Genomic DNA, 25565 nt, shown 5'->3' on the forward strand with positions numbered 1-25565 from the left:
ATCACACAGGCATCACACAGGCACCGCCTGAGCATCGCACAAGCATAGAGTACGCGCAGTGCGGCGGACAACGCGGGTTCACCATGAGCGGCGCACGCGCATAACCAAAAGAAAAAGGCGCCGCAGCGCCTTTTCCCTGATGCAACGCCCGCTCAAACCCATCAGGCTTTCGCGCGCTTGCCCTCGACATCCGGCAACAGCACCGTCAGCACGCCGATCAGCGGCAGGAACGAGCAGACCTTGTAGACGAACGCGATGCTGGTGGCGTCGGCCAGTTGCCCGAGGACCGCCGCGCCGATGCCGCCGAGGCCGAACGCGAAGCCGAAGAACATGCCCGCGACCATCCCCACCTTGCCGGGGATCAACTCCTGGGCGTAGACGAGGATCGCTGAGAATGCCGAGGCCAGCACCACGCCGATGATCACCGTCAGCACGCCGGTCCAGAACAGGTTCGCATACGGCAGCAGCAGCGTGAACGGCGCGACGCCGAGGATCGACACCCAGATCACGTACTTGCGGCCGATCCTGTCGCCGATCGGGCCGCCGATCACCGTGCCCGCCGCGACCGCCGCGAGGAATACGAACAGATGAATCTGAGCGGCCTGCACCGACAGATGGAACCTGTCGATCAGATAGAACGTGAAATAGCTGTTGATGCTCGCGAGGTAGAAGTACTTCGAGAACACCAGCAGGATCAGCACGCCCATCGCGAGCATCACCTGGTTGCGCGACAGCGTCGCGTGCGCCACGTTGCTACGCGCCTTCCTGACTGACGGATGCTGTTTGTACCAGCGGCCGATCTGCGTGAGCACGACGATCGCGACGAGCGCCGCCGCCGAGAACCACGCGATGCTGCGCTGGCCGTGCGGAATCACGATCAGCGCGGCGAGCAGCGGTCCGAGCGACGAACCCGCGTTGCCGCCGACCTGGAACAGCGACTGCGCGAGGCCGTGACGGCCGCCCGAGGCCATGCGCGCGACCCGCGACGACTCCGGATGGAACACCGACGACCCGCAGCCGACCAGCGCCGCCGCGACCAGCAGCACGCCGAAGCTCGGCGCGACCGACATCAGCAGCAGGCCCGCGAGCGTGAAGCCCATGCCGACGGGCAGCGAATACGGCTTCGGATGCTTGTCGGTATAGGCGCCCACGAGCGGCTGCAGTAGCGACGCGGTGATCTGGTAGGTCAGCGTGATCAGCCCGATCTGCCCGAATGACAACGAAAAGTTGTCTTTCAGCATCGGATAGATCGCGAGGATCAACGACTGGATCATGTCGTTGAGCAGGTGCGAAAAGCTGATCGCACCCAGCACGGAATACACCGTGCGCTGGACCTTGGCGGCCGGTTGCGCGGCAGGGGTGCCGCTTGCGGGTGGCGCGCCGGCGAGGGCGCTTTTGTCGAGGCTCGTTTCCATACGCTAGATGAGAGAGAACAAAGGTGGCGAATAAGGCGTCAGCGGAGTCCGGCGGATCGCGCGTTCTGGGGTGGTCTGCTGCGGCATTTCGACGCGATTTCCGGTGTTTTCAGTCGTTGATCGAAGTTTAATGTGGCTTGAGTGAATTGTAAGGACAAGTTTTGTCGCGAATCGGACATGGGGTCATATGAATGGGCGTCAACGGTCTGTCGCTGGCGGAGCGCGTCCTCATACGCCGGTGGCGATTCAGCCGTCTGATAAATGCGGCCTGGCGATTTTTGGCCGTGTATAAAACCGTCGCGGGCGCGAAGCTTACGAGGCGGAGCGTCAAGGACCGGGCGACACGCGGTCGGCAGGCGCGAGCGGCTTAAAGATCGCAGACTTGCTGCCGTCAACCCGGAGAGATAGGCAGCAATGCCGGAACCGACCTTTCCGGCAGGACGATACGTGGGGACGGGGAATATGAAAGCAGTTTTGCCAGGCGGGCAGCAGGGCGCGGGGTTCTTGGCGCAAGGACAGGCGGCAGGCACGGCGCCGTCGCATAAACAGGGCGGCCGCTCGCGCGCCGTGAAGGTCAGCGGCTTGTCGGTGAAGGCGACGCTGCGCGTCGCGTTCGCGGTGCTGCTGATCGGCACGCTGCTGATCGGCGTGTTTTCGCTGATGCAGATCGGCCGTCTGAATGCGTCCGCGCAATCCATCTACGATCAGGGCCACGTCGCGAGCCGCGCAGCCGAAGAGGCGCGCGGCCACATGCTGCGCGCAAGCCGCGCGCAAAAAATGCTGCTGACCGCGACCACCGCGAAAGAGCGCGACGAACTCGGCGCCGACATCGACAAGGGTCTCGCCGGTCTGAACGCGCAACTCGCCACGCTCCAGCAGTACGTCGACAGTTCCGACGCGAAGGCGCTCGGGCAGCAGAAGGCGTTCGCCGCCGCCGTCACCACATGGAGCGGCCATCTGCGCGACTTCGTGACGCTCGTGAAAGCGCAGCCGCTCGATCTGTCGCAGATGAACTGGCAGGTCGGCACGCAGGACGTGTCACTGCTGGTCGAAACCGGCAAGCTCGAAAAACTCGTCGACGAACTCGTCGCGCAGCGCGGCACCGCCGCGAAGGCGACCATCGACGCGTCGGGCTTCATCTATCACTCGTCGTTCGTGATGATTGCGGTGATGACGCTCGGGCTGATCGCGCTCGCGTTCGGCATCAGCGAGTGGGTGGTGCGGCGTCTGGCCGGCCAGCTCGGCGGCGAGCCCGCGTATGCGAAGGAAATCGCCAGCCGGATCGCGGCGGGCGATCTGTCGAACCGGATCGCGCTCGGCCGCAAGGACACGTCGAGCATGCTGTACGCGCTGCACGACATGCAAAGCGGACTCGCGACGACGGTCTCCGACATCGCGTCGAGCGCGGATGCGATTGCGACCGCGTCGGGCGAAATCTCGATGGGCAACCTGGATCTGTCGCAACGCACCGAGCAGCAGGCGATGGCGCTCGAGCGCACCGCGAGCAGCATGGAGCAGTTGACCTCGACGGTGCGCCAGAACGCGGACAACGCGAAGCAGGCGAGCACGCTCGCGAACAACGCGTCGGAGATCGCGGAGAAGGGCGGCGCGGTGGTGAGCCGCGTGGTCGCGACGATGAACGACATCAACGAGAGCGCGCGCAGTATCGGCGACATCATCGGCGTGATCGAGGGGATCGCGTTTCAGACGAACATTCTCGCGTTGAACGCGGCGGTCGAGGCGGCCCGCGCGGGCGAGGAAGGACGGGGGTTTTCGGTAGTCGCGGCCGAGGTGCGCAACCTCGCGCAGCGCAGCGCCGCCGCCGCGAAGGAGATCAAAGGATTGATCAACGCGTCGGTCGAACGCGTGAGCAACGGCTCGACGCTCGCTCAGGATGCCGGGCAGACGATGGATGAAGTGGTCAAGGCGGTGAAGCGCGTGACCGACATCATGGGCGAGATCTCGGCGGCCTCGTCCGAGCAGAGCGCCGGCATCGAGGAGATCAACCTCGCGGTCACGCAGATGGACTCGGGCACGCAGCAGAACGCCGCGCTGGTGGAGCAGGCCACGGCCGCGGCCCGCTCGCTGGACGATCAGGCGCGCGGCCTGAAGGCGATGGTGGGGAAGTTCAGGTTGTAAGCGGATGGGGTGGCGCTGACGGTGTTTGCAGAGCGTCTACCCTGCGCGAGTGCAGGATAGACGCTCCCTCAACGGCACGATTATTCGCAGCGGGTGCGCCGTGCGGCACCGCACGGCAGGGCACGGCACCACACGGCACCGCACTTCGTCGTGCAGCCAGCTGCGCCGCCGTCAACTCGCCTTCGCGTCGCCCGGTTTCACGACGATCGTGCAGGTGATGCCTGCGGCCAGCATCACGTCGTTGGGCACCGAATCGATCTTCACGCGCACCGGCACGCGCTGCGCGAGGCGCACCCAGTTGAAGGTCGGATTCACGTCCGCGAGCAGTTCGCGGCTTTGCGGATTGTCGCGATCGTAGATGCCGCGCGAAATGCTTTCGACGTGGCCTTGCAGCGTGCCGCCGCTCATCAGCCGGACTTCCGCCTTGTCGCCGATGCGCACGTGCGGCAGCTTGGTTTCCTCGAAGTAGCCGTAGACCCAGAACGAGTGGCTGTCGACGATCGCGAGCTTCGCGTTGCCGGCGCTCGCGTAGTCGCCGCGGAACACGTTCAGGTTGGTCACGTAACCATCGACCGGCGACACCACGCGCGTGCGCGCCAGGTTCAGCTTCGCGGCGTCGAGCGCGGCGAGCGCCTGCTGATACGAAGCCTCGGCGGCCGACGCCGTATGCGTCGCGTTTTCGCGGCTTTCCTTCGATACCACCAGCGCGTCCATGTCGGCGCGGCGCTGCGCGTCGTCGCGCTTCATCTGCAGTTCGGCCTTGCGCGCGGCGACCGCGGCTTGCGCCTGCTCGACCGCGATCTGATAGTGCGACGGATCGATCTGCATCAGCAGGTCGCCCTTTTTCACCAGCTGGTTGTCCTTCACCGGCAGATCGACGACCGCCCCGGAAACGTCCGGCGCGACGTTGACGATCTCGGCGCGCACGCGCCCGTCGCGGGTCCAGGGTTCATCCATGTAATGCACCCACAACACGCGTCCAATCAGGATCGCGACGATAAAAATAATGGCTGTCGCGACGAAGCCAAAGATATTTCGGATGGTCATGTTTCGACTCTGATCAACGATAAACGGCGAGACCCAGCACGCCGCACACACACACGAGCAGGCTGGCCCGGAACAAGGACGGATGCCACACCACGCGATACAGGCCCGTATAGGCGATCACGCGATCCAGCACCCAGGTAAGCGCGGCGCCCGCGATGAACAGCAGCACGATGGCCGGCATGTAGGCATCGAGGATGGCGATATCACGAGGCATGAAGAACTCCTTCTGGCGCGCCGGCGCGTCCGCTCGTCAGCGGTTCGAGCGGTGATTGCGGATCGAGCAGCGCGGTACGGATGAAATGCAGTTGACTCAGAATGCGTTGCAGCCGATGCCGCTCTTCGCGCGGCGGCGAGAAGCCGGCCAGCACCTGCTGAAGCTGGTCGATCGCATCGGTCGTGCTGGCGAGCGCGTGCGCGAAGCGCGCCTCGCGCGGCCGCTCGAACAGCGCGCTCAGCGCGTCGCGCATCGTCTGCAACGAGATGCGCCACGGCGTCGATTGCGCGTAGCGGGCGTCGGCGGGCAGTGCGGCGACTTCCTGGCGCAGATCGATCAGCGCATTGCCCACTTCGAGCACCGAGAACAGCCAGCGCAACGTGTCGCGTTTGAGTTCGGGCTCATTTTGCGCGAGCGCATTGATCTGGAACATCAGATCGCGCGCGCCGCTTTCGAAACGCGAACGCACCCGGCGCAAACCCGCGCGGCTCGCCAGTACCACCTGACGGCGCAGGTCCACCAGCAGGCGGTTGCGCAGCCACGGCGTGGACGGCGGCAGCAACACCGCGAACGCGATCGACGACACCAGCATCGACAGGATCAGCGCCATCGAGTCGTTCATGAAGGCGCTCGGATCGTAGTGCATCAGGTTGTCCGGGCCGGCCAGGAAACAGAAGAAAATGCAGTAGCCGACGCCGTAGCCGGCCAGCAGCGGCCGCGTGGTCATGAACACGCCGAGCAGCAGGAACGGCGTGAGCGCCGCGCACAGCATCACAAAGCCGTCGATGTGCGGAAACACGCCGAACACCGCGATCATGCCCATCAGCGTGGCGACCACCGTGCCGCCCGCCATCTGGAACGCGGTGCGTTTCGGATTCGGCGACGACGACGCCAGCGCGCACACCGCCGCGGCGTTGAGCGTCAGCGTCGAGCCGCTCGGCCACGCGGTCGCGATCCAGAACGCGCCGAGCACGATCATCACGATGGTCGCGCGCAGGCCCGCGACACCCGCGGCGATTGCGTTCGTCTTCGGTTCGTAGCGGTCGATCCAGCGTTCGCGCGCATGCGTATCGACCGCCAGTGAAGCGTAGGTGGCCGCGTACGCATGCAGGTCGTCGATGAAGCGGTACAGCAGCTCGGCGCCTGTGTCGAAGTCGAGCAGCGGCGCGTCGGGATGCGTTTCCAGTTCGGCGCGCGTCGCGCGCACGCGCTTCGGCAACTCGGCCTTGTAGGTGTCGAGTTGCGCGGCGGCGTGCGCAGCATCGGCGGCGCTCAGTACCGGCGCGCCGGACTTCGCGAGCAGCGGGGCGATCTCCTTGAAATACGGATCGAGCGCGGCGATCGCGTCGCGCGCGCCGTTCGTGCCGGTCGCGCGCAGCCGGTTCATCAGCTGATGCAGCGCGTGAAAGCGCGTCGATGCGGTCATGAACTCGCTGTTCAGCCGCGCGAGACGGCCGCCGCGCATCCGCGAATCGGGGCCTTCGAACACGGCCACGCTGCGCGCCGCTTCGAAACCGACGATGTCGGCGATGAAGCGCGCATTGGTCGCTTCGATCTGCGCGCGGTCGTTGCGCCCGGCCAGCGTCGCGGACACGTATTCGACGAAGGCCGAGAAACGGGCGCGCACGGTGCCGCGCATCTGCAAGCCGGCGAACTGCGGAAATACGAGGCCGCTCACCGCGCCCGCGCTGATGATGCCGATCACGACTTCGGCGACTCGCGTGAGCGCGCTCAGAAACGCGCCGTCCGGATGCTGCGAGGCGGGTATGCCGATCAGCGCGGCGGTATAGCCGGCCAGCACGAAACCGTACGAACGGAAGTTGCGGTTGCGCGCTGCGCCCGCGGTGCAGATGCCGACCCAGACCGCCGTCGACACGATGAACATCTCAGGCTGCTGCGCGAACAGGCCGAGCAGCGCGAGCATCACGACGAGGCCGACGAGCGTGCCGCAGATCCGGTAGAAGCTCTTTGCGAACACCATGCCGCTTTGCGGCTGCATCACGATGAACACGGTGGTCATCGCGGTGCGCGGCTGCGGCAGGTCGAGCTTCATCGCAATGCCGAGCGCGAGAAAGCACGCGGCGAGCGCCTTGAACATGTAGACCCACGTGAGGCCGTCGGTGCGCGCCCATTCGGCGGCGGCCGAGCATAGCGCGGCGAACGACGCGGGGCGCGCGGTGGAGGAGGGAGACGCTGACATGGCCGGCTTCCTTACTCCGCCGCCGGCGTTGCGGCGATGGCGCGCGGGGCGGTGGCCGCCGCAGCCGTGGTCGTGGTCGTGCCGGTTGCGGCGACGTTGCCGGTGCGCGTACGGTCGGTTGCCTGGCTGGCTACGCCTGCCGACGCGGAGCCTTTTGCCGGTTTGGCTGCGGGCTTGCGTGCGACGGTCGCGGCGTTGCTCTTGCCGGTGGCATCGTTGTCGCCGCTGGTGGCATCGTTGTCGGCCCTGCCCGGGAGACTCGCCGACGCGGCAACGTTGGCCGGCTTCACGGCGACGTCGCCGTTCGCTGGCAACGCGTTGCCTTTACCCTTGCCGTGCGCCGGCAGCGTTTCGCTCGCCGTCGGACCGTTGGCGGGCTCGTCGAGCCCACCGCCCAATGCCGTGACGAGCGACGCATGCGCGCCGAGGCGCTCGGCCTGGATCTTCGCGACGCCTTCCTGTGCGCGCAGCAACTGGTTCTGCGCGATCAGCACGTTCAGGTAATCGGTCAGGCCGCGCTTGTAACCTTCCCGCGACAGATCGTAGTTCTTGCGCGCCGCCGCGACCGAGCGGTCGGCGTCGTCGGACTGGGTGGCGAGCGAGCGGATGCGGATCACCTGATCGGAGATATCCTTCAGCGCGCCGACGATCGACTGGTTATAGCGCTCCACCGCCTCGTCGTAACCCGCCGACGCCGCGCCGAGTTGCGAGCGCAGCCGGCCGCCGTCGAAGATCGGCAGCGACAGTGCCGGACCCGCGCTCCAGCTATGCGACGGACTCTTCAGGAACTGGAACAGCGGCCCCATGGCCGCATAGCCGCCGATCGACGCCAGCAGGTTGATGTCCGGATAGAAGTCGGCCTTGGCGACGTCGATGCCGCGCGCCTGCGCGGCCACCGTCCAGCGCGCCGCGACCACGTCCGGCCGATGGCCGATCAGGTCCGCCGGCAACGCGCTCGGCAAACCGGCCGGCGCGGCGAGCGACAGCGTCGGGCGCTGAATCGTGTCGCCCGCGCCCGGACCCTTGCCGGCCAGCGCGGCGAGCTGATTGCGGCCGAGCGCGATCTTCTCTTCGATTTCGTCGATCTGGCGCTCGTATTCCGGCATCGGCGTTTCGGCCTGGCTCACTTCGAGCTGCGTGCCGATGCCGCCTTTCAGGCGCCGGTTGGCCAAGTCCACGATCTGCTGCTGTTGCTGCAAGGTGGCCCTGGCGATGTCGAGCAGCGCGTAGTCGAGCGACATCCCGATGTACGTGCGCACCACGTTGCCCTGCAGTTCGAGCTGGGCGGCGCGCGCGTCCGCGGCGCTGGCGTGGGCTGCGTCGAGCGCGCGTTCGGCGGCGTTCTTGTCCTTGCCCCAGAGGTCGAGGTGATACGACAGGCCGAGCGTGCCGGTGTTGTTCCACGATTGCTCGCCCGCGAGCGGGCCCGGGCCGTAGTACACGTTGTCGGCCCACTTCTGACGCTGGATCGACAGACTGCCGTTGACCTGCGGCGCCAAGGCCGAGCGGGCGACGCCCGCCATCGACATCGCTTCGCGCACGCGCGCCTGGGCGGCCGCGAGGCTCGGGTTGCCAGTCTGCGCCGCTTCGATCCACTGGTTCAACTGCGGGTCGTTATAGGCGCGCCACCAGTCGGCGGCCGGCCATTGGGCGTCGGCGTTAGCGGCGCGAATCGCGTTGCCGGCGTCGAGCGAGGACGCCTCGACGCCACGGTTTTGCGGCGCAACGCCTCCGGTACTTGCGCAGCCGGCGATTGTTAATAGGATCGTAAGAACCGCGGCAGCGGAGACCCTTTTCGGTACCGGAGACTGCACGATTTCCTCCAAAATTGACTATAGAAGCTTGTGCGTCATTATATTTTTTGATTGATTGGGGAATAACCGGTAAAGATGCAAGGCATTTTTACGGCATATGAGACAATCGCCTTTGCGAATCGTGTAACAATCGCTTCCGATTAATCGCAACTGGATTGTAGGGAGTGGAGTTGGCGATAAAGCGCTGACTTTGGGTCGATTGCAACGGGTTGCAGGGGAGCGGGGTAGGTGCTGAAGGGCTGGCTCCGGTCGGCTGTGGCCAGGTTGCATGGGATCGGGGTAAGTGCTAAAGCGCTAACTCCGGTCGACAGGGAATAGGTATGGATACGCTTCAAAACATGCGCGTATTTGTCCGGGTCGTCGAAGCGGGTAGCTTCACGGGTGCCGCGCAGCATCTGAATACGACCACGGCCTACGCGTCGCGCGCGGTTTCCGATCTGGAAGCCCATCTGCGCACTCGCCTTCTGAACCGGACCACGCGCCGCATCGCGCTGACCGAGGCGGGCGAGCGCTATCTGCAACGCTGCGAGCAGATTCTCGCCTACGTGGACCAGGCCGAAGCCGAGGCGAGCGACGCGCATGCGCGTCCGTCAGGCAAACTCAAGGTTCACGCGATGACGAGCTTTGGCCAGCACTACGTGGTGCCGGCCGTCGGCCGCTATCAGGCGCGCTATCCGGACGTGCACATCGAGCTGACGCTCGCGCAGCGCATGCCCGATCTGCTCGACGAAGGTTTCGACGTGTCGCTGACGCTCGCCACCGGTCTGCCGGATTCGGGGCTCGTGTCGCAGCGCCTCGGTAGCGCGTTCAGCATCGCGTGCGCGTCGCCGGCCTATCTGGAGCGGCGCGGCGTGCCGCAAACGCCCGCGGATCTCGCGAACCATACCTGTCTGCAAATGGTGACGCCGGTGTTTCCGCCCGACCGTTGGACCTTCGACGGTCCGAACGGCGAGGAAACGGTCACGCTCGGCTCGACCACGTTTCAGGTGAACGTCGCCGAGGCGATGGCAGTCGCGGTGTGCCAGGGCATGGGCATCGGGCTGATTCCGATCTATTCGGCGATTGGCGGTCTGCGTAGCGGAGAACTCGTGTGGCTGCTGCCGGAGTACACGTCGCAGGAAATGAATCTGTATGCGCTCTATCCGTCCAGGCAGTATCTGGATGCGAAAATCCGCACATGGGTCGAGTTTTTGCGCGACGAACTGCCGGCCACGCTGGCGGTGGATCAGGAAGAATTGCGCCAGTTCGCGCGCTCCTGACGCGGCGCGGCGCCGGTTTGCGCGCTTGGGCCCGTTTGTGCCCGTTTGTGCCCGTCTGTGCCCGTTTACGCCGTCGTGCGCCGCCCTTTGGGGCGCGATTCTCGACGCGGCGGGCTAATCGCGCACGGCGGCCTGTTATACGCACGTGCGGCGTCGCAACATTTCCTTACTTCCGGTTCGCGGCCGATTTGCTAACGTGTGGTTCACGCGCTGCCGCTTCAGCCGGACGCGCCTGGTCGCTGCCGTTCGGCACGTCGCAACAACTGAAGGACGAGGGATTCATGGATACGCATCTGATGATCGGCGTGGCCGTCATGCTGGGACTGATCGGGATCGCCGCATCGCGCGATCTGTTGCGCCGCCTGCGCGAACAGCAGCCGCAACTGGTTCCCATCAAGGTTGAACGCCCGGATCTGCGGGCACAGCGGCGCGACCGCTGAGCTTGAGCACGGCGCTTCGCTTGAGCGCGCCGCGTTGTCGTAACCGAGGTTGCGGCCAGCGGGCTTGCTCTTGCTGAGTTCCGCTTGTCGTTCTTCGCTTGTTGTTTTTCGCGTCTCGTTTCTTGCGAGACGCGCCTGCGCTGTCATTGCAGCGCTTCGATCAACCCCGGCTCGTCGTTGAGCGTGCGGTCCACCTCGTGACTCACACGGTGCCAGCGAAAGCGGCCGGCGGGCAAACCGGCGGTGCGCGCCAGTTGCTCGAGTTCGTCGGACCGCAACGCCGGATCCAGCCAGCGGCGCGCCGCGTCCGGTGCGAAGGCGAGCGGGCGGCGGTCGTGCACGTCGATCAGACCCGCGTCGGCGCTGGCCGTCACGATCACGAATCCCATCCCGTCCGTTTGCGGCTCGGCGCCGCGCACGCTCGACAACGCGGCGAGATACATCGGCTCGTCTTTCTTCAGATGCACGAAGTAGGGTTGGCGGCTTTTTGCGTTCGCTTGCGCCGGGTCGTCCGGGCTGCTGTCGGTGGACGCGGCTTCCACACGCCATTCGAACCAGCCGTCCGCCGGCACCAGCACGCGGCCGGTTTTCCACAATTGCTCGAAGTAACGCGCGGTCGGCGCGGTGTCGGCGCGCGCATTGATCGTCTGCGGTAGATGCTGTTCGCACGCCCAGTCCGGGCGGTATCCCCAGTGAATCGCGCGCAGCGTTTGATCGGGATAGATCGCAAGCGGATGCGTGCCGGGCGCCAGGTTGTAGCCTGGGCGGCGGTCGGCGGCGTCGAAGAGCATCAATGGATCGGTCAGGCCGAGATGCCCGGCGTAACGCTGCGGATCGCGATACTGGCTGATTCGACCGCACATGAGCGACCTCCGGAGAACGATCTGCGTGGCGGGTTGGCGCGATTTGGGCCTGGCCGGTTGGGGATCGGGCCGGCTTTGCTGGCTTGTTTTGGGAGCATCAGCCTTATGCCGGCTCGGCCAGCAGCCAGTGACCTGTCGCCAATAACCAGCGACCACAGCCCCGTCACAAGTCACCAGCCGCAGCCCGTCAGCCACGACCACACAACCACCCGCCCACAGCGTAATGCCTGCGCTCCAGCCGCGCTACCCAGACCCGCCCCAAGGCACAACGCTAAATCTCGACGACCTTATCCCAGGCGAACAGGGGGTTTTCCCACTGCCCCGTGCGCCGGTCGAAATAGCCGCGCGGGTTACACACGACGCGCGTGCCGTCCACCGCATAGTCGAACGACGTATGCGTATGTCCATGAATCCACAGCGCGACAGGCGCGCGCACCAGCTCCGGCAAATGATTGACGAAACCCGCCGACACCCGGTCCTGCGCGTAGCGCTCGGCGAGACTCAGCCGATGCGGCGCGTGATGCGTGACGACGATCGTCTTGCCGCCGAACGGTTTCGCCAGCTCGCTTTCGAGCCATGCGCGTGCCTGCCGGTGCAGCGCGAGCGAGTCGGCGGGCGTGAAGTCGCGGGTGGCGTCGTGGGTGTCGTGCGGCCAGTTCATCTGGATCAGCCCGCGGAAGTCGAGCATGACCCGGCTCGATGCGTCGATCGCTTCGGCAAGCGCGTCGGGGTCGGCGCCATACAGCGCGAAGTCGGTCCACAAAGTCGTGCCGAGCACGCGCCAGCGGCCTTGGGGATCGACCAGCGCGGCGTTGTTCAGCACGCGGACGTTGTCGACCTGCGCGGCGGCGTCGTAGAGCGCGCTTTCGAGCGCGCCGAACTCGCCGTCGTAGTACTCGTGATTGCCGGGCACGTAGACCACGGGCGTCGCGCCGTCGAAGGTTTGCGCGGCCCAGCGCGGGCCGGCCGCGTGATTGTGGATGTCGCCGGCCAGCACGATCAGATCCGCTTGCGCATGCGGAATCAGCTCGGGCTCGTCGTTTTCCAGATGCAGATCGGACAGCACTCGAATTTTCACGGCAACGGCTCCTGCAAAGGCCTCCGCATGGGAGACGGAGGCTTCGGACGTTAGCTTAGCGTAGCACCTTGCCCGGGTTCATCAGGTTCAGCGGATCGAATGCGCGCTTGACGGCGCGCATCATTTGCACTTCGACGTCCTGCTTGTAGTGGGCGGCCTCGTCGACCTTGAGCTGGCCTAGCCCGTGCTCCGCGCTGATGCTGCCGCGATGCCGGTGCACGCTGTCGTAGACGATCTGGTTGATCGGGCTCTGATACTGCTTGAGAAACGCCTTCGCGTCGACGCCCTCGGGCGCCTGCACGTTGTAGTGCAGGTTGCCGTCGCCGAGATGCCCGAACGTGACCATGCGGGCCCCCGGCGCCGCCTGCGCGACGGCCGCGTCGGTCGTCTCGATGAAGTCGCCGATGCGCGAAATCGGCGCCGCGATGTCGTGCTTGATGTTCAGACCTTCCTCGGCCTGGGCGAGCGGAATGTGTTCGCGCAGATTCCAGAACGCGCGCGATTGCGCGAGGTTTTCCGCGACCACCGCGTCCTGCACCAGACCTTCGTCGAGCGCGGTTTCCATCAGACGCTCGAACAGCGCGCGTGCGTGCTCCTCGCTTTCGCTGTCCGACAGTTCCAGCAGCACGACTTGTGCGTGCGGCTCGGCGAACGGGTAGCGCATCTGCTCGAAATGCCGGCCCACGAGCCGCAGACAGAAGTCCGACATCAGTTCGAAGCCGGTCAGAAGCGGCCCGGCGACGCGCTGCGTGAGCGACAGAAAGTCGAGCGCCGCGTGCGGCGAGGCGAGAGCGGCGAGCGCGGTGACCCGCGCGGCCGGCTGCGGGTGCAGCTTGAGCACGGCCGCCGTGATGATGCCGAGCGTGCCCTCCGCGCCGATGAACAGATCGCGCAGATCGTAGCCGGTGTTGTCCTTGCGCAGTCCGCGCAGGCCGTCCCACAGTTCGCCTTGCGGCGTCACCACTTCGAGACCGAGGCAGAGCTCGCGCGTGTTGCCGTAGCGCAGGACGCCAGTGCCGCCCGCGTTGGTGGCGAGATTGCCGCCGATCGTGCAGCTGCCTTCGGCGGCGAGGCTCAACGGGAACAGGCGGCCGGCCGCGTCGGCGTGCCGCTGTACGTCGGCGAGGATGACGCCGGCTTCGACGGTGATCGTGTTGTTGTGCGGATCGATATCGCGCACGCGATTCAAACGCCGCAAGCTGATGACGGCCTGCGCGCCGCTCGCATCGGGCGTGGCGCCGCCGGCCAGACCCGTGTTGCCGCCTTGCGGCACCAGCGCGATGCGATGCTCGACGGCGAGCCGGACCAGCGCCGCGACTTCGGCGGGCGTGGCCGGGCAGAGCACCGCGCAGGCCGCGCCGCTGTAGCGGCGGCGCCAGTCGGTGAGATACGAGGCGGTGTCGTGCGGATCGGTCAGCACTTGCGCGGCGCCGATGGCGTCGCGGCAGGCGGTGAGGAAAGCGGTCTGGGTCATGTTGGTCGGTCGGCGTTCGGGCGGAAAGATCGGACGGAGCGAGTGCTTTTGTCTTGGTCTTGCCGGTTTTTCGTCAGGGGCTCGGGTTGGAGTGGCTGTCGGGATCGGGCGGCGCGGCGGTGGCTACGCGGGGCGCTGCGGCATGCGCTGCTGGATGCATGGCTGACTGTGTCGCTGCTGTGCGTGTTGCCGGCGACGCTGCGGACTGCGTTGCTGCTTCGATGACATCACGATCGCTCACCCGGTTTTCAAGGGCATCGCCAGCGGCTTGCTTCGCTGCCTCCTTCGCAGCGCGCTTCGCCGCCCGCTTGAACGGCGCGACATAAGTCAGCGCGCAAACAAAAAATATCACTGCGAGCGCGGCCTGCAACCAGCCGAGGCGCGCGCTCAGCCCGTGGTCGCTCCAGCCCCGTACGACGCCTTCGGCGAAATACAGCAGGATAAGCATCGACGCCCACTGGAGGGTGTAAAGCCGGCGCCGCCATACGCCAGGCAGCGCGCACAGCAGCGGCAATGCCTTGAGCACGAGCGCAGAGCCGCCGGGACGCAATGGCGCGAGCCACCACTCCCATGCGACGGCCAGCGCGATCAGCGCGAGCAAAGCGGCAATGGCGCCGAGCGCGGCAGCGGGTTTGGACGCTACGGGCAGGGCGGTGGAATGCAGGGACGCGGCCGTTGCGTCGTCGGTTGGGTGGGCCGCCGCCTCTGCCGACACCACGCCGCCCGGATTCGACCCAGGCTTCAACTCATGCTTCATCCCGGACGTCACCCCTGGCCCGCTCACGGCCTTTCGCTCATGGACGCCGCCGTGCGCGCGACGCGTGCGCCGAGTGCGATGGCGAGCGTTTTCTCATCGGCGGAGATGCCTTGCGCGGCGCTGCCCGCGCGGGCGAAATGCGACGCCCCGTACGGCGTGCCGCCGGTTTGGGTCGTGCTCAACGCACTCTCCGTGTACGGGATGCCGACGATCAGCATGCCGTGGTGGAGCAGCGGCAGCATCATGCTGAGCAGCGTGGATTCCTGGCCGCCGTGCAGACTGCCGGTGGACGTGAACACGCAGGCCGGCTTGCCGGACAGGGCGCCCGCCAGCCACTGCGGCGTGGTGCCGTCGAGAAAGTATTTGAGCGCCGCGGCCATGTTGCCGAAGCGGGTGGGCGAGCCGAGCGCGAGGCCGGCGCATTCTTCGAGATCTCGCAGTTCGACGTAGGGCGGTCCTTCGGCGGGAATGTCCGGCTGCGTCGCTTCGCAGACGGTGGAAACCGCCGGCACGGTGCGCACGCGCGCCTGCATGCCGGGGACGCTGTCGACGCCGTGCGCGATCGCCAGCGCGAGCTCGCGGGTGGCGCCGTGACGGCTGTAATAAAGCACGAGAATGTCTTTCATAGGCCTCATCGGTGAACGGGTATTATAGGGGCTCGGTCCGCTCTGCTGGCCACTCATAGCCGTTCGGCCAGGTGCCGCGCGCGCTTCCCCAAGCACCGGTTCAAGAGGCAAGGAGATGGGTTTGTTGTCCAGGGTGCGTTTCGATCTCGACACGCTCAAACGACTCGCGCGCTTTGCCGCGCAGCGCATCGGCGAAGACCGGATTCCGCAGGTGGCCGGCAGTCTCACGTTCACGGCGATGCTGGCGCTCGTGCCGCTCGCCACGGTCGCGTTCGCGTTGTTCACCGCGTTTCCGATTTTCAGTTCGTTCCAGGATTCGCTGCAGCTTTTCCTCGCGGACCACCTGATGCCCGCGCAACTGAACAGTCAGATTTTCAAGTATCTGAACCAGTTCGCGTCGAAGGCGAAAGGGCTGACCACGATCGGCATGATCCTGCTGTTTCTCACGGCAGTGATGACCATGATGACCGTCGAATCCGCGTTCAACGTGATCTGGCGGGTGCGCAAGGCGCGGCCGATCGCGCAGCGCATTCTGGTCTACTGGGCGATCATCACGCTTGGGCCCATTCTGATCGGCGTGAGCCTGTCGATCTCCTCGTATCTGTTCACGCAGTCGATGACCTTCAGCGCGGCGCAGCGCATCACGCCGCTCATCGAATGGGCGCTGGCGGGCGCCGCGCTGCCGCTGACGGCGCTCGCCTTCACGATTCTCTACGTCTATCTGCCGAACTGCCGCGTGGAATGGCGCGACGCGGTGATCGGCGGCGTCACCGCCGCGATCGCGTTCGAGCTCGCCAAGCGCGGTTTCGGCTATTACGTGCGCCGCATTCCGACCTACACCGCCGTGTACGGAGCGTTCGCCGCCGTGCCGCTGTTCCTCTTGTGGATGTACCTGTGCTGGTTCATCACGCTCGCGGGCGCGATGATCGCCTCCGCGTTGCCGGCAATTCGCATCGGCCAGTTTCACCGGCCCACCTTCGACGGCAGCAATCTGTTCGATTCGCTCGAACTGCTCGCGCGGCTCTCGGAAGCACGCGACGCGGGCGGGCGCGGCTACACGGTGCCCGAACTTGCGCGGATGCTTCGGCGCGATATGGACATCACGCTCTACCTGCTGCAGCGGCTCGAGGAGATCGACTGGATCGCGCGGCTGGAGGACGACGCCGGTCCGCATTTCCTGTTGCTGGCGAACCCGGCGCAGGTCACGGTCGAGCGCCTGTTCGACATGTTCGTGATCGACCGCGCGGAGCTCGCGTACCAGCTCGACCTGGAGTCCACGCGAGTGGATGGCGCGACGCTGCTGGCCTCGCTCGACAACGACAAGCTGAAGGTGACGCTCGCCGCTTTGCTGGCGGCGCGCGCGGCGGCCAAAGCGGCTCGTGCCGGGGAGAGCGAGCGCGTCGCGCCGTCGATGCCGCATCAGGCGGCTTGACACGATGCGGGGCGATTGATGCCTGAAGGCGCGGGATGTGGGACGAATGCGCGCCGCCCGCGAACGGGCGGCGCTCGCATGATGGCGCCACCAGGCGCGCTGGAAATAGCGGTGAAGTGATCGAGGCAGGCTGGCAAAGAAAGCGGCACGGCATGCCCGCTGACGCGCCAATCACATTGGCCAACCCGCTGCCCAGCTAAAGCGAAATCCTGCCGACGCAAATGTCCTTGAACATCACCCAGTCGCCCATCAGGCTATAGAGCGGATGGCGGAAGGTCGCCGGCCGGTTCTTCTCGAAGAAAAAATGCCCGACCCAGGCAAACCCGTAGCCGCAAATTATGGCTGCCGGCAGCCATAGCCAGTCGCCGGTGGCGAGCGCCATCGCCAGACAGCCGATCACGCCGAGCGATCCCACGAAATGCAGCCGCCGCGAGACCATATTGCGATGCTCGCTCAGATAGTACGGATAGAACTCCGCGAAACTCGCGAAGTGATCGGTATGCGCGGTGTGAGCCATGATGGCCTCCGATGTGGACGCTTGCCGCCGTCATGCCCGTCGCTCCGGGTGGTTTCGCCGCGTGCCGCCATGCTTCGCACGCGTTCGCAACGCGACAGGCTTGAACCATTGTGCGGCTATCGGGCCCCGCGCGCAACCTGGCCATTCGGACGATGGCGCGGCTGTTCCAGCACGCGTATCGTGCTAACTCACTTGCCGGTTTACGCGACGCCTCACGGCCGCTAGCGGGCTTCGCGAGGCGGCCTGGAAGCGAAGCTGAACAGCGCATCGAGCGTGGTGTCGGGCTGTTCGGTCATCAACGCGTGGCCCGCGTCGAGCGTGACGGTGTCGACCGGCACGCCCGCTTGTGCAAGCGCGTCGGCGAGCGCTTTGGCGGCGCGCGGCGGCGTCATCGCATCGCGCCGGCCGACGATCAGGCGCGTCGCGCAGCGCACCTGGGCGGCGCGGGCGAGACCGTCCGCGTAGTCGTTGCACGCGGTGAAGTCGGTATGGAAAAGGTGCGGTTCGCCGCGCGCCGAAACGCGCTCCATCAGGCGCTGATTCATGCCGTGCAGCCAGAAGCCCGGGCCGGGGCAGGAGGGCTTGGCTGCGAGCGTCGAATGCGACCATTGGTTGACCATGCCGATCGCGTCAGGCTCGCGATGCAGCGCGGCGTCGAGCAATGCGCCGGAGACGGCCATCGGCATCGCGGTGGCGAGCAGCGCGAGATGCGTCGCGCGTTGCGGATAGCGGCCGGCGAAGTCGAGCGCGATCAGCGAGCCCATGCTGTGGCCGGCCACGAATGCGCGCTGCACACCGGCGGCGTCGAGCAGTGCGGCGAGCCAGTCGGCCAGCGCGCTCACGCTGGTGAGCGCGGGGCCGCTGCTGCGGCAGTGGCCGGGCAGGTCCACCGCCAGCACGCCGAAGCCGTGGTGCGCGAAGTAGCGGCTTTGCAATGCCCATACGCTGTGGTCGTGCTCGGCGCCGTGGATGAACACCGCTGTAGGCAGGCCGGCGTCGAGTGGTTTGCCACCGGTGTACGCGTAAGCGGGTTGGCCCTGAACGGTGACGATCATGCGGACTCCGGGCGGGGTTTTGCGGCGGTGTCGGAGGGGGCTGGCGAGCGGGTTTTTGCGGTTGCGGTGTCTGCGGCGGATGCAGTCGCCGCGCCGCTTCGGGCCACCGCAGCGCCGCCCGATTTCTGCGCGGCCTTCAACGCGCGCTTGAGGTCGTCGATCAGATCGTCGGGATCTTCGAGGCCGATCGACAGGCGGATCGTGCCTTCGGCGATACCGGCGGCGGCAAGCGCGGCGGCATCCATGCGAAAGTGGGTGGTCGATGCGGGATGAATCACCAGCGAGCGCGCGTCGCCGACATTCGCGAGATGCGAGAACAGCGACAGCGCTTCGATGAAACTGCGCCCGGCCGCGCGGTCGCCACGCAGATTGAAGCTGAACACGGCGCCCGCGCCGCGCGGCAGCAGGCGCTGCGCGAGCGCATGGTCGGGATGCGACGGCAGCTCCGGATAAGCGACCGTTTCGACCGCGTCGTGAGCGGCAAGGAACTCGACCACGCGGCGCGTATTGGCGACGTGCCGTTCCATACGCAAAGGCAATGTCTCGATGCCTTGCAGCAGTTGCCACGCGGCTTGCGGATGCAGGCACGCGCCGAAGTCGCGCAGACCTTCGCGGCGCGCGCGCAGCAGGAACGGAGCGATCGTGCTTTCCTCGCTGAACACCATGCCGTGGAAACCTTCGTACGGCTCGGTGAATTCGGGAAAGCGCCCCGACGCGTCGAAGTCGAACGTGCCGCCGTCCACCAGCACGCCGCCGATCGTCGTGCCGTGGCCGCCAAGGAATTTGGTGGCCGAGTGATAGACGAAATCCGCGCCGTGCTCGAACGGTTTGAGCAGATAGGGCGTCGTGAAGGTCGAGTCGACCAGCAGCGGCACGCGGTGCTCGTGCGCGATCTGCGCGACGGCGGCGATGTCGAGCACGTCGAGCCCGGGGTTGCCGAGCGTCTCGCCGAACAGCAGCCGCGTATTCGGGCGCAGCGCGGCGCGCCACGCGTCGAGCTCGCCTGGTTTGACGAAGGTCGTCTCGATGCCGAAGCGCCGCAGCGTGTAGTGCAGCAGGTTGTGCGAGCCGCCGTACAGCGCGCTGGAGGCGACGATGTGCGAGCCCGCGCCCATCAGCGTGACGATCGCCAGATGCAGGGCCGCCTGGCCGCTCGCCGTGCCGATCGCGCCCGCGCCGTTTTCCAGCGCGGCCACGCGCTCCTCGAACACGGCCACCGTCGGGTTGGAGATGCGCGAATAGACGTGGCCGGCGCGCTCCATGTTGAAGAGCGCCGCGGCGTGGTCCGAGTCGCGGAACGAAAAGGAGGTAGTCTGGTAAATCGGCGTGGCGCGCGCACCGGTAGCGGGATCGGGGGCGGCGCCGGCATGCAGCGCAAGCGTGTCGAAACGGTTGGCGGACATCGTGGGCGGCGGGGCCACGAGCGGCCTCGCGAAAGGGGAAAGTGGCGGCCATCCTATCACCGGCATGATCCGCATCAAGCGCGGTTTTCCCGATGCGCGCGCCCGGCGCGGTACGAATTCGAGATGGCGAACGCCCGCTGATCCTTGGTGGGCGGGCCGCTTTCCTTTTATGGGCCTTTCCGCTAGGATCGAAAATCATTCATGCATTGCCAGCTAGCGGGTATCACGGAGACAGATCATGCGAGTCAGCGACATTCTCAAAGTCAAAGGCAACACCCTTTTCACGGTCACACCGGATACCATGCTGCACGACGCGGTCAATGCGATGGCCGACCACGATATCGGCTCGCTGGTCGTGATGGAATATGGCGATCTCGTCGGCATGCTGACGTTTCGCGAAATCATTCTGACGCTGAGCAAGAACGGCGGCAGCGTCGGCACCTCCACGATCCGCAAGGTGATGGACGACCATCCGCTCACCTGCACGCCCGAGACCGACGTCAATGAGGTCCGCCGCATGATGCTCGAACATCACGTGCGCTACTTGCCGGTGATGGAAAGCCGTACGCTGATGGGCGTCATTTCGTTTTACGACGTGGCGAAGGCGGTGGTCGAAGAGCAGGGCTTCGAAAACCGCATGCTCAAGGCGTATATCCGCGACTGGCCGGAAGAACAGCAGGAACAGCAACCGGCGCGTTGATGCGCTGTGACTGACCGTCGCGCTCCAGCATTGTCATGAGCGCGAAGAGGCGGGCAAGGCGCGCGCGAAAGCGTGCGCCTTTTTTGTGTCCGGCCGCGTCGTGGGCGGCCCGCCAGAAGCGGGTGCCTGTGCGCCCGGTTGTACCGCAGTTCCGTTCCGTGTTTCGCGTGATGTGATGAGCCGCCTGCGCCCGGCGCCGTTCTCCGCGCTTTCTCTGTTGTTGCTCTTCTGGGCCGTTCTCCGAACTTCATGAGCGATCGTCCGTTACCTGCCGCCCGTCGCGCCTCCCGTGCGCATGACTCGCACGAATCCCAGTTCCGGCTGCTCAGGCAGCGCCGCTTCGCGCCGTTCTTCTGGACGCAGTTCCTCGGCGCAATGAACGACAACGTGTTCAAGATCGGTTTCACGTCGCTCGTCACCTATCAGGCAGCGCGCTTTTCCGGCGTCGATCCGGCCAGTGCGGCGTTTCTGATCGCGGCCATTTTCATTCTGCCGTTCGTGCTGTTCTCGGCCACTTCGGGGCAAATCGCCGACAAGTACGACAAGGCCATGCTCACGCGCTTCGTCAAGAGCTTCGAAATCGTCGTGATGCTGATCGGCGGCGCGGGGTTCTGGCTGCATAGCGCGCCATTGCTGTACCTGTGCACGTTTCTGATGGGCGTCCATTCGACCGTGTTCGGGCCCGTCAAGTACTCGTATCTGCCGCAGCATCTGTCGAAGACGGAGCTGGTCGGCGGCAACGGCATGGTCGAGATGGGCACCTTCGTCGCGATCCTGCTCGGCACGATCGTCGGCGGCGCGGGCGCCGGGCTCGCCGAACATGGCGCGCTGGTGCTGGCCGCCGCGTGCATCGCGATCGCGCTCGCGGGGCGCATCGTGTCGGGCTTCGTGCCGGCCACGGCCGCGCCGCAACCCGAGCTGCGCATCAACTGGAATCCGTTTAGCGAGACGTGGCGCAACCTCAAGCTGGCGCGCGAAAACCGCACCGTGTTCCTGAGCCTGCTGGGCATTTCCTGGCTGTGGTTCGTCGGCGCGACGTTTCTGTCGTCGTTCTTCAGTTTCGCGAAGAATGTGCTCTCCGCCAATCCGGACGTCGTGACCGTGCTTCTCGGCACGTTTTCGATCGGCATCGGCATCGGCTCGCTGCTGTGCGAAAAACTGTCGAAACGGCGCATTGAAATCGGTCTCGTACCGCTCGGCTCGATCGGCATGAGCGTGTTCGCGATCGATCTGTTTTTCGCGAGCCACGCGCTGCCGCCCGGCGGGCACCTGCTGAGCGTCGGCGAGTTCCTCGGGCGGCTCGCGCATTGGCGCGTGCTGGCCGATCTGTTCCTGCTCGCGATGTTCGGCGGCTTCTACAGCGTGCCGCTTTATGCGCTGATCCAGAGCCGCAGCCTGCCGAGCCACCGGGCGCGCATCATCGCCGCGAACAACATCCTGAACTCGCTGTTCATGATCGTGTCGGCGTTGATGGCGATGGGCCTGACCTCGGCCGGTTTCAGCATTCCGGCGATCTTCCTCGTCACCGCGCTGCTGAACATCGTCGTCGCGACCTACATCTATTCGCTGGTGCCGGAGTTCCTGTTGCGCTTCATCGCGTGGATGCTGGTGCATACGTTCTACCGGATTCGCCTCGTGCATGCCGAGCGGATTCCGGACGAGGGCGCGGCGGTGCTGGTGTGCAACCACGTGAGCTTCGTGGATGCGATAGTCATCATGGCCGAGAGTCCGCGGCCGATCCGCTTCGTGATGGATCATCAAATCTTCAGGTCGCCGTTCGCGGGCTGGGTGTTTCGTCATGCGAAAGCGATTCCGATCGCGCCGGCGCATCAGGACCCGGAACTGCTCCCGCGCGCCTACGAACGTTGCGCGCAGGCGCTCGCCGAGGGCGAACTGGTTTGCATCTTTCCGGAAGGCAAGCTCACACGAACCGGCGAGATGAATCCGTTTCGCCATGGCGTGATGGAGATCATCAGGCGCACGCCTGCGCCGGTCATACCGATGGCGCTGCGCGGCCTGTGGGGTAGCGTGTTTTCTCGCGGCAACGACACGCACTGGCCACGCCCGATCCGCAAGGGCGTGATGAGCCGGTTGAGCCTCGCGGTGGGCGAGCCGATCGATCCGGCGCAGGCGACGCCGGAGAAATTGCAGCAGATCGTCACGGAGTTGCGCGGGGCGCGGAAGTAGCGGGCCGGGATGGTGGCCGGCGCTGCAGCCAAAACCGCCTCCGCCGCCGTTCTGACGACACACCCTACAGTCAAAACGAAAATTCCCACTCACGGCGGCGCGTTTGCCGACGCCCCGCGCGAATCGTCGCAAGCTTGCGGCTGAGTTGGCCCTGGCCAATCGTCCACTCATGCCGCGCAACCCGTTCCCCCTGCGATGGGGCTGGCATAATAGCGCTTTCCCCGCATTTCTTTGGACGACGCCCATGTCCGGCAACACGCTCGGTACGCTTTTCACTGTCACGACCTTCGGCGAATCGCACGGCCCCGCTATCGGCTGCGTGATCGATGGCTGCCCCCCGGGCATGGCGCTCAACGAAGCCGACATCCAGCTCGAACTCGACCGCCGCAAGCCCGGTACGTCGCGCCACGTCACGCAGCGCCAGGAAGAAGACAAGGTCGAGATCCTGTCGGGCGTCTTCGAAGGCCAGACCACCGGCGCGCCGATCGCGCTGCTGATCCGCAATACCGATCAGCGCAGCAAGGACTACGGCAACATCGCCGACACGTTCCGCCCCGGTCACGCCGACTACACCTACTGGCAGAAGTACGGCATTCGCGACTATCGCGGCGGCGGCCGTTCGTCGGCGCGCCTGACGGCGCCCACAGTGGCGGCGGGCGCGGTCGCGAAGAAGTGGCTGCGCGAGAAATTCGGTACCGAGATTCGTGGTTATATGGCAGCGCTCGGCGAGATCGACGTGCCGTTCGTCGACTGGGCGCAGGTGCGCGAGAACCCGTTCTTCGTGCCGAACGCCGACATCGTGCCGCAGCTCGAAGCGTACATGGACGCGCTGCGCAAGGACGGCGATTCGATCGGCGCGCGCATCAACGTCGTGGCCTCCGGCGTGCCGGTCGGGCTCGGCGAACCGCTGTTCGACCGCCTCGACGCCGACATCGCGCACGCGATGATGGGCATCAACGCGGTGAAGGGCGTCGAGATCGGCGCGGGCTTCGCGAGCGTCGCGCAACGCGGTTCGGTGCATGGCGACGAGTTGACGCCCGAGGGCTTCGTCGGCAATCACGCGGGCGGTGTGCTCGGCGGTATTTCGACCGGGCAGGACATCACGGTGTCGATCGCGATCAAGCCGACCTCGAGCATTCGCACGCCGCGCCGTTCGATCGACAAGGCGGGCCAGCCGGCAGTCGTCGAAACGTTCGGGCGGCATGACCCGTGTGTCGGCATTCGCGCCACGCCGATCGCCGAATCGATGCTCGCGCTGGTGCTGATCGACCACGCGTTGCGCCATCGCGCGCAGTGCGGCGACGTGTCCGTCAGCACGCCGAAGATCGCGGCGAGCGCGCCTTAACCGGCGCGCGTCGAACGTCTTTTGACCCGCTGAGCGCGCGGCGCTATCCCCATGGCCGATTCAAACGCCGGGCTGGCGGATAGCCAGCTCGCCGCGCTGCGCGCGCGTGCCGCCGCGCCGGATGCGTCCGCCGGCGACTGCTTCGCGTTCGGCCAACTGCTGCTGCAGCACACCGGCCGCGACAAGGCCCGCCGGCACGAGGCGCTCGCCGCTCTGGTGCGCGCCTACCGGCTCGATCCTTCGAGCGAACCCACTTTGCTTCCCATGATTGCGCAGATGGCCTTTATCGTGCGCGACTGGGCACTGCTAGACTCGGCGGCCGGACTGCTGCTCTCGCACCATCCCGAAGACGCCAACGCGCTGATGTGGCGTGCGGCCGTCATGCAGCAGCGCGATGACTTCGCCACCGCCGAACGCTTGCTGCGCGAAGCGCTGCGCGTCGTGCCCGCCAATCCGGTGGCGCTTCACAAGCTCGCGCTGTGCATCAAGGAGCAGGCGCGTTTCGCCGAAGCCGAGGCATTGCTCAGGCAAGTGCTGGCGCTGTCGCCGAACAACGCGCATGCGTTGTTCGATCTGTCTGAATTCGAAATCCGCTCAGACCGTTTCGCCGATGGTTGGGCGCATTACGAGTCGCGCATCGCGTTCGCCGATGACATGAACAACGCGCAGCATGCGCTCGCAGCGATCAGCGCGTATTGGCAGGGTGAATCGCTGGCCGGTAAGACGCTGGTGGTCTACGGCGAGCAGGGCAATGGCGACTGCCTGTGGGCGGTACGCTTTCTGCCGCTGCTGGCCGAGCGGGCGCGGTGCGAAGGCGGGCGGGTGGTCTTCGGTCATGATGGGCCGCTGCGTCATCTGTTCGAGCGGACACTGCCCGCCGGTCTGCCGCTCGAAACGAGTCTCGACACCCGGCCTGATTTCCACTGCGGCCTGATGAGCTTGCCGCTGCGCCTCGGCATCGTCGATGCAGCGGGGTGGGGCGCGCCGTACCTGAGCGCCGATCCGGCGCATGTGCGGACATGGCGCGAGCGGGTCGACGCGCAACTTGCGGCCACGCGAGGCAATCTCAAAGTCGGGGTGGTGTGGAACGGCAATCCCGAACATATCCGCGACATGCGGCGCTCGGTGCCCGTCGAGCGACTTGAACCGCTATTGAACGTGGCGGACGTGAGTTATTTTGCGTTGTCGCCGGGGCGGGGCGAAACGGCTGCGCAGTGGCGAGCCAGGGGTCTCGACGTGATCGACATGACCGGTCACTTTCAGTCCGGCTTCGACGACGTCGCCGCGTTGCTGGCGAATCTGGATCTGGTCGTGACGATCGACAGCGGGCCCGCGCATCTGGCAGGGGCGCTCGGCGTGCCGACCTGTTTGATGATCGATCACGTCTCCGCGTGGTTCTGGGGCGATGCATCGCCGCATACGGCCTGGTACGATTCGATCGAGCTGGTTCGACAGCCGCGCGTCGGCGACTGGGCGCCGGTCGTGGCGAAGGTGCGGGAGAGGATTGAAGCGATGACGCGCGAGCGTCGTTGAAACTTCCGCCTTCGCGCGGCGCCAGCGAAGATGCAGGCGCCACGCGAAGACAAGCAAAGCCGCGCTT

General features: G+C 66.0%; 20 protein-coding genes and 1 pseudogene. 8 read left to right on the forward strand and 13 right to left on the reverse strand.

Features of this window, described 5'->3' with window-relative positions:
- Positions 1-161 precede the first annotated feature (161 nt).
- Positions 162-1415 carry an MFS transporter gene (locus PQQ53_RS18145; RefSeq protein WP_408146357.1) on the reverse strand — a complete coding sequence of 418 codons (1254 nt, stop codon included), beginning with the start codon at positions 1413-1415 and terminating at the stop codon, positions 162-164.
- Between the two features lie 462 nt (positions 1416-1877).
- Here PQQ53_RS18145 and PQQ53_RS18150 point away from each other — a divergent pair, with 462 nt between their 5' ends.
- Entirely contained in the window at positions 1878-3554 is a 1677-nt protein-coding gene (locus PQQ53_RS18150) for a methyl-accepting chemotaxis protein (protein ID WP_408325143.1), read from the forward strand.
- Positions 3555-3725: 171 nt separating this feature from the next.
- Here PQQ53_RS18150 and PQQ53_RS18155 read toward each other — a convergent pair whose 3' ends face one another.
- Genes PQQ53_RS18155 through PQQ53_RS18170 form a run of 4 tightly spaced genes read right to left on the reverse strand, consistent with a single transcriptional unit; the run spans position 3726 to position 8829 of the window.
- Positions 3726-4601: an efflux RND transporter periplasmic adaptor subunit gene (locus tag PQQ53_RS18155; protein ID WP_408146360.1), complete on the reverse strand. Its 876-nt coding sequence runs from the start codon at positions 4599-4601 to the stop codon at positions 3726-3728.
- 13 nt (positions 4602-4614) lie between these two features.
- Positions 4615-4815 carry a DUF1656 domain-containing protein gene (locus tag PQQ53_RS18160; protein WP_121315222.1) on the reverse strand — a complete coding sequence of 67 codons (201 nt, stop codon included), beginning with the start codon at positions 4813-4815 and terminating at the stop codon, positions 4615-4617.
- Positions 4805-7015, reverse strand: a complete 2211-nt coding sequence (locus PQQ53_RS18165) for an FUSC family protein (protein WP_408325145.1) — start codon at positions 7013-7015, stop codon at positions 4805-4807. The genes PQQ53_RS18160 and PQQ53_RS18165 overlap by 11 nt, the downstream gene beginning before the upstream one ends.
- 11 nt (positions 7016-7026) lie before the next feature.
- A complete protein-coding gene (locus PQQ53_RS18170) occupies positions 7027-8829 on the reverse strand; it encodes an efflux transporter outer membrane subunit (RefSeq protein WP_408325147.1) in 1803 nt (600 codons plus the stop codon).
- Between the two features lie 320 nt (positions 8830-9149).
- Between PQQ53_RS18170 and PQQ53_RS18175 the strand changes: the two genes are divergently transcribed.
- Together PQQ53_RS18175 and PQQ53_RS18180 are read left to right on the forward strand one after the other, a co-directional pair.
- A complete protein-coding gene (locus tag PQQ53_RS18175) occupies positions 9150-10088 on the forward strand; it encodes a LysR family transcriptional regulator (protein WP_408325149.1) in 939 nt (312 codons plus the stop codon).
- Positions 10089-10369: 281 nt separating this feature from the next.
- A complete protein-coding gene (locus PQQ53_RS18180) occupies positions 10370-10528 on the forward strand; it encodes a hypothetical protein (protein ID WP_168661713.1) in 159 nt (52 codons plus the stop codon).
- Positions 10529-10671: 143 nt separating this feature from the next.
- On the opposite strand, the gene PQQ53_RS18185 is transcribed toward PQQ53_RS18180, so the two are convergent.
- From PQQ53_RS18185 to wrbA, 5 genes and pseudogenes are all read right to left on the reverse strand, one after another.
- Positions 10672-11391 (reverse strand): SOS response-associated peptidase, encoded by a 720-nt coding sequence (locus tag PQQ53_RS18185; RefSeq protein ID WP_408146370.1) that lies wholly within the window; start codon positions 11389-11391, stop codon positions 10672-10674.
- Positions 11392-11662: 271 nt separating this feature from the next.
- Positions 11663-12469: a metallophosphoesterase gene (locus tag PQQ53_RS18190; RefSeq protein WP_408153793.1), complete on the reverse strand. Its 807-nt coding sequence runs from the start codon at positions 12467-12469 to the stop codon at positions 11663-11665.
- A gap of 55 nt (positions 12470-12524) precedes the next feature.
- Positions 12525-13943 (reverse strand): FAD-binding oxidoreductase, encoded by a 1419-nt coding sequence (locus tag PQQ53_RS18195; RefSeq protein WP_408325151.1) that lies wholly within the window; start codon positions 13941-13943, stop codon positions 12525-12527.
- A 268-nt stretch (positions 13944-14211) separates the two neighbouring features.
- Positions 14212-14658: pseudogene (locus PQQ53_RS18200) on the reverse strand (DUF2069 domain-containing protein); the annotation flags it as partial.
- Between the two features lie 65 nt (positions 14659-14723).
- A complete protein-coding gene (gene wrbA / locus PQQ53_RS18205) occupies positions 14724-15326 on the reverse strand; it encodes an NAD(P)H:quinone oxidoreductase (RefSeq protein ID WP_408146379.1) in 603 nt (200 codons plus the stop codon).
- A 115-nt stretch (positions 15327-15441) separates the two neighbouring features.
- Here wrbA and PQQ53_RS18210 point away from each other — a divergent pair, with 115 nt between their 5' ends.
- Positions 15442-16758, forward strand: a complete 1317-nt coding sequence (locus PQQ53_RS18210; RefSeq protein ID WP_408146382.1) for a YihY family inner membrane protein — start codon at positions 15442-15444, stop codon at positions 16756-16758.
- A 196-nt stretch (positions 16759-16954) separates the two neighbouring features.
- Here PQQ53_RS18210 and PQQ53_RS18215 read toward each other — a convergent pair whose 3' ends face one another.
- The 3 genes from PQQ53_RS18215 to PQQ53_RS18225 all read right to left on the reverse strand — a co-directional run bounded on the left by PQQ53_RS18215 (position 16955) and on the right by PQQ53_RS18225 (position 19733).
- Positions 16955-17275, reverse strand: coding sequence for an Mpo1-like protein (locus tag PQQ53_RS18215; protein WP_408325153.1), 321 nt, complete (start codon positions 17273-17275; stop codon positions 16955-16957).
- Between the two features lie 221 nt (positions 17276-17496).
- A complete protein-coding gene (locus tag PQQ53_RS18220) occupies positions 17497-18330 on the reverse strand; it encodes an alpha/beta fold hydrolase (protein WP_408325155.1) in 834 nt (277 codons plus the stop codon).
- Positions 18327-19733: an O-acetylhomoserine aminocarboxypropyltransferase gene (locus PQQ53_RS18225; RefSeq protein ID WP_408325156.1), complete on the reverse strand. Its 1407-nt coding sequence runs from the start codon at positions 19731-19733 to the stop codon at positions 18327-18329. Before PQQ53_RS18225 ends, PQQ53_RS18220 begins: the two co-directional genes overlap by 4 nt.
- 238 nt (positions 19734-19971) lie before the next feature.
- On the opposite strand from PQQ53_RS18225, the gene PQQ53_RS18230 reads away from it, so the two are divergent.
- The 4 genes from PQQ53_RS18230 (at position 19972) to PQQ53_RS18245 (ending at position 25498) form a co-directional block, all read left to right on the forward strand.
- Positions 19972-20433: a CBS domain-containing protein gene (locus PQQ53_RS18230; RefSeq protein WP_408153787.1), complete on the forward strand. Its 462-nt coding sequence runs from the start codon at positions 19972-19974 to the stop codon at positions 20431-20433.
- A 249-nt stretch (positions 20434-20682) separates the two neighbouring features.
- Entirely contained in the window at positions 20683-22620 is a 1938-nt protein-coding gene (locus tag PQQ53_RS18235; protein ID WP_408325158.1) for an MFS transporter, read from the forward strand.
- Between the two features lie 244 nt (positions 22621-22864).
- Positions 22865-23965, forward strand: coding sequence for a chorismate synthase (gene aroC, locus PQQ53_RS18240; protein ID WP_102631336.1), 1101 nt, complete (start codon positions 22865-22867; stop codon positions 23963-23965).
- A 51-nt stretch (positions 23966-24016) separates the two neighbouring features.
- The gene (locus tag PQQ53_RS18245; protein ID WP_408325160.1) at positions 24017-25498 is read left to right on the forward strand and encodes a tetratricopeptide repeat-containing glycosyltransferase family protein; all 1482 of its coding nucleotides are present in this window, start codon (positions 24017-24019) and stop codon (positions 25496-25498) included.
- Positions 25499-25565: the final 67 nt, after the last annotated feature.

This window comes from Paraburkholderia strydomiana (genome assembly GCF_046030495.1).
GTDB lineage: Bacteria > Pseudomonadota > Gammaproteobacteria > Burkholderiales > Burkholderiaceae > Paraburkholderia > Paraburkholderia strydomiana_A.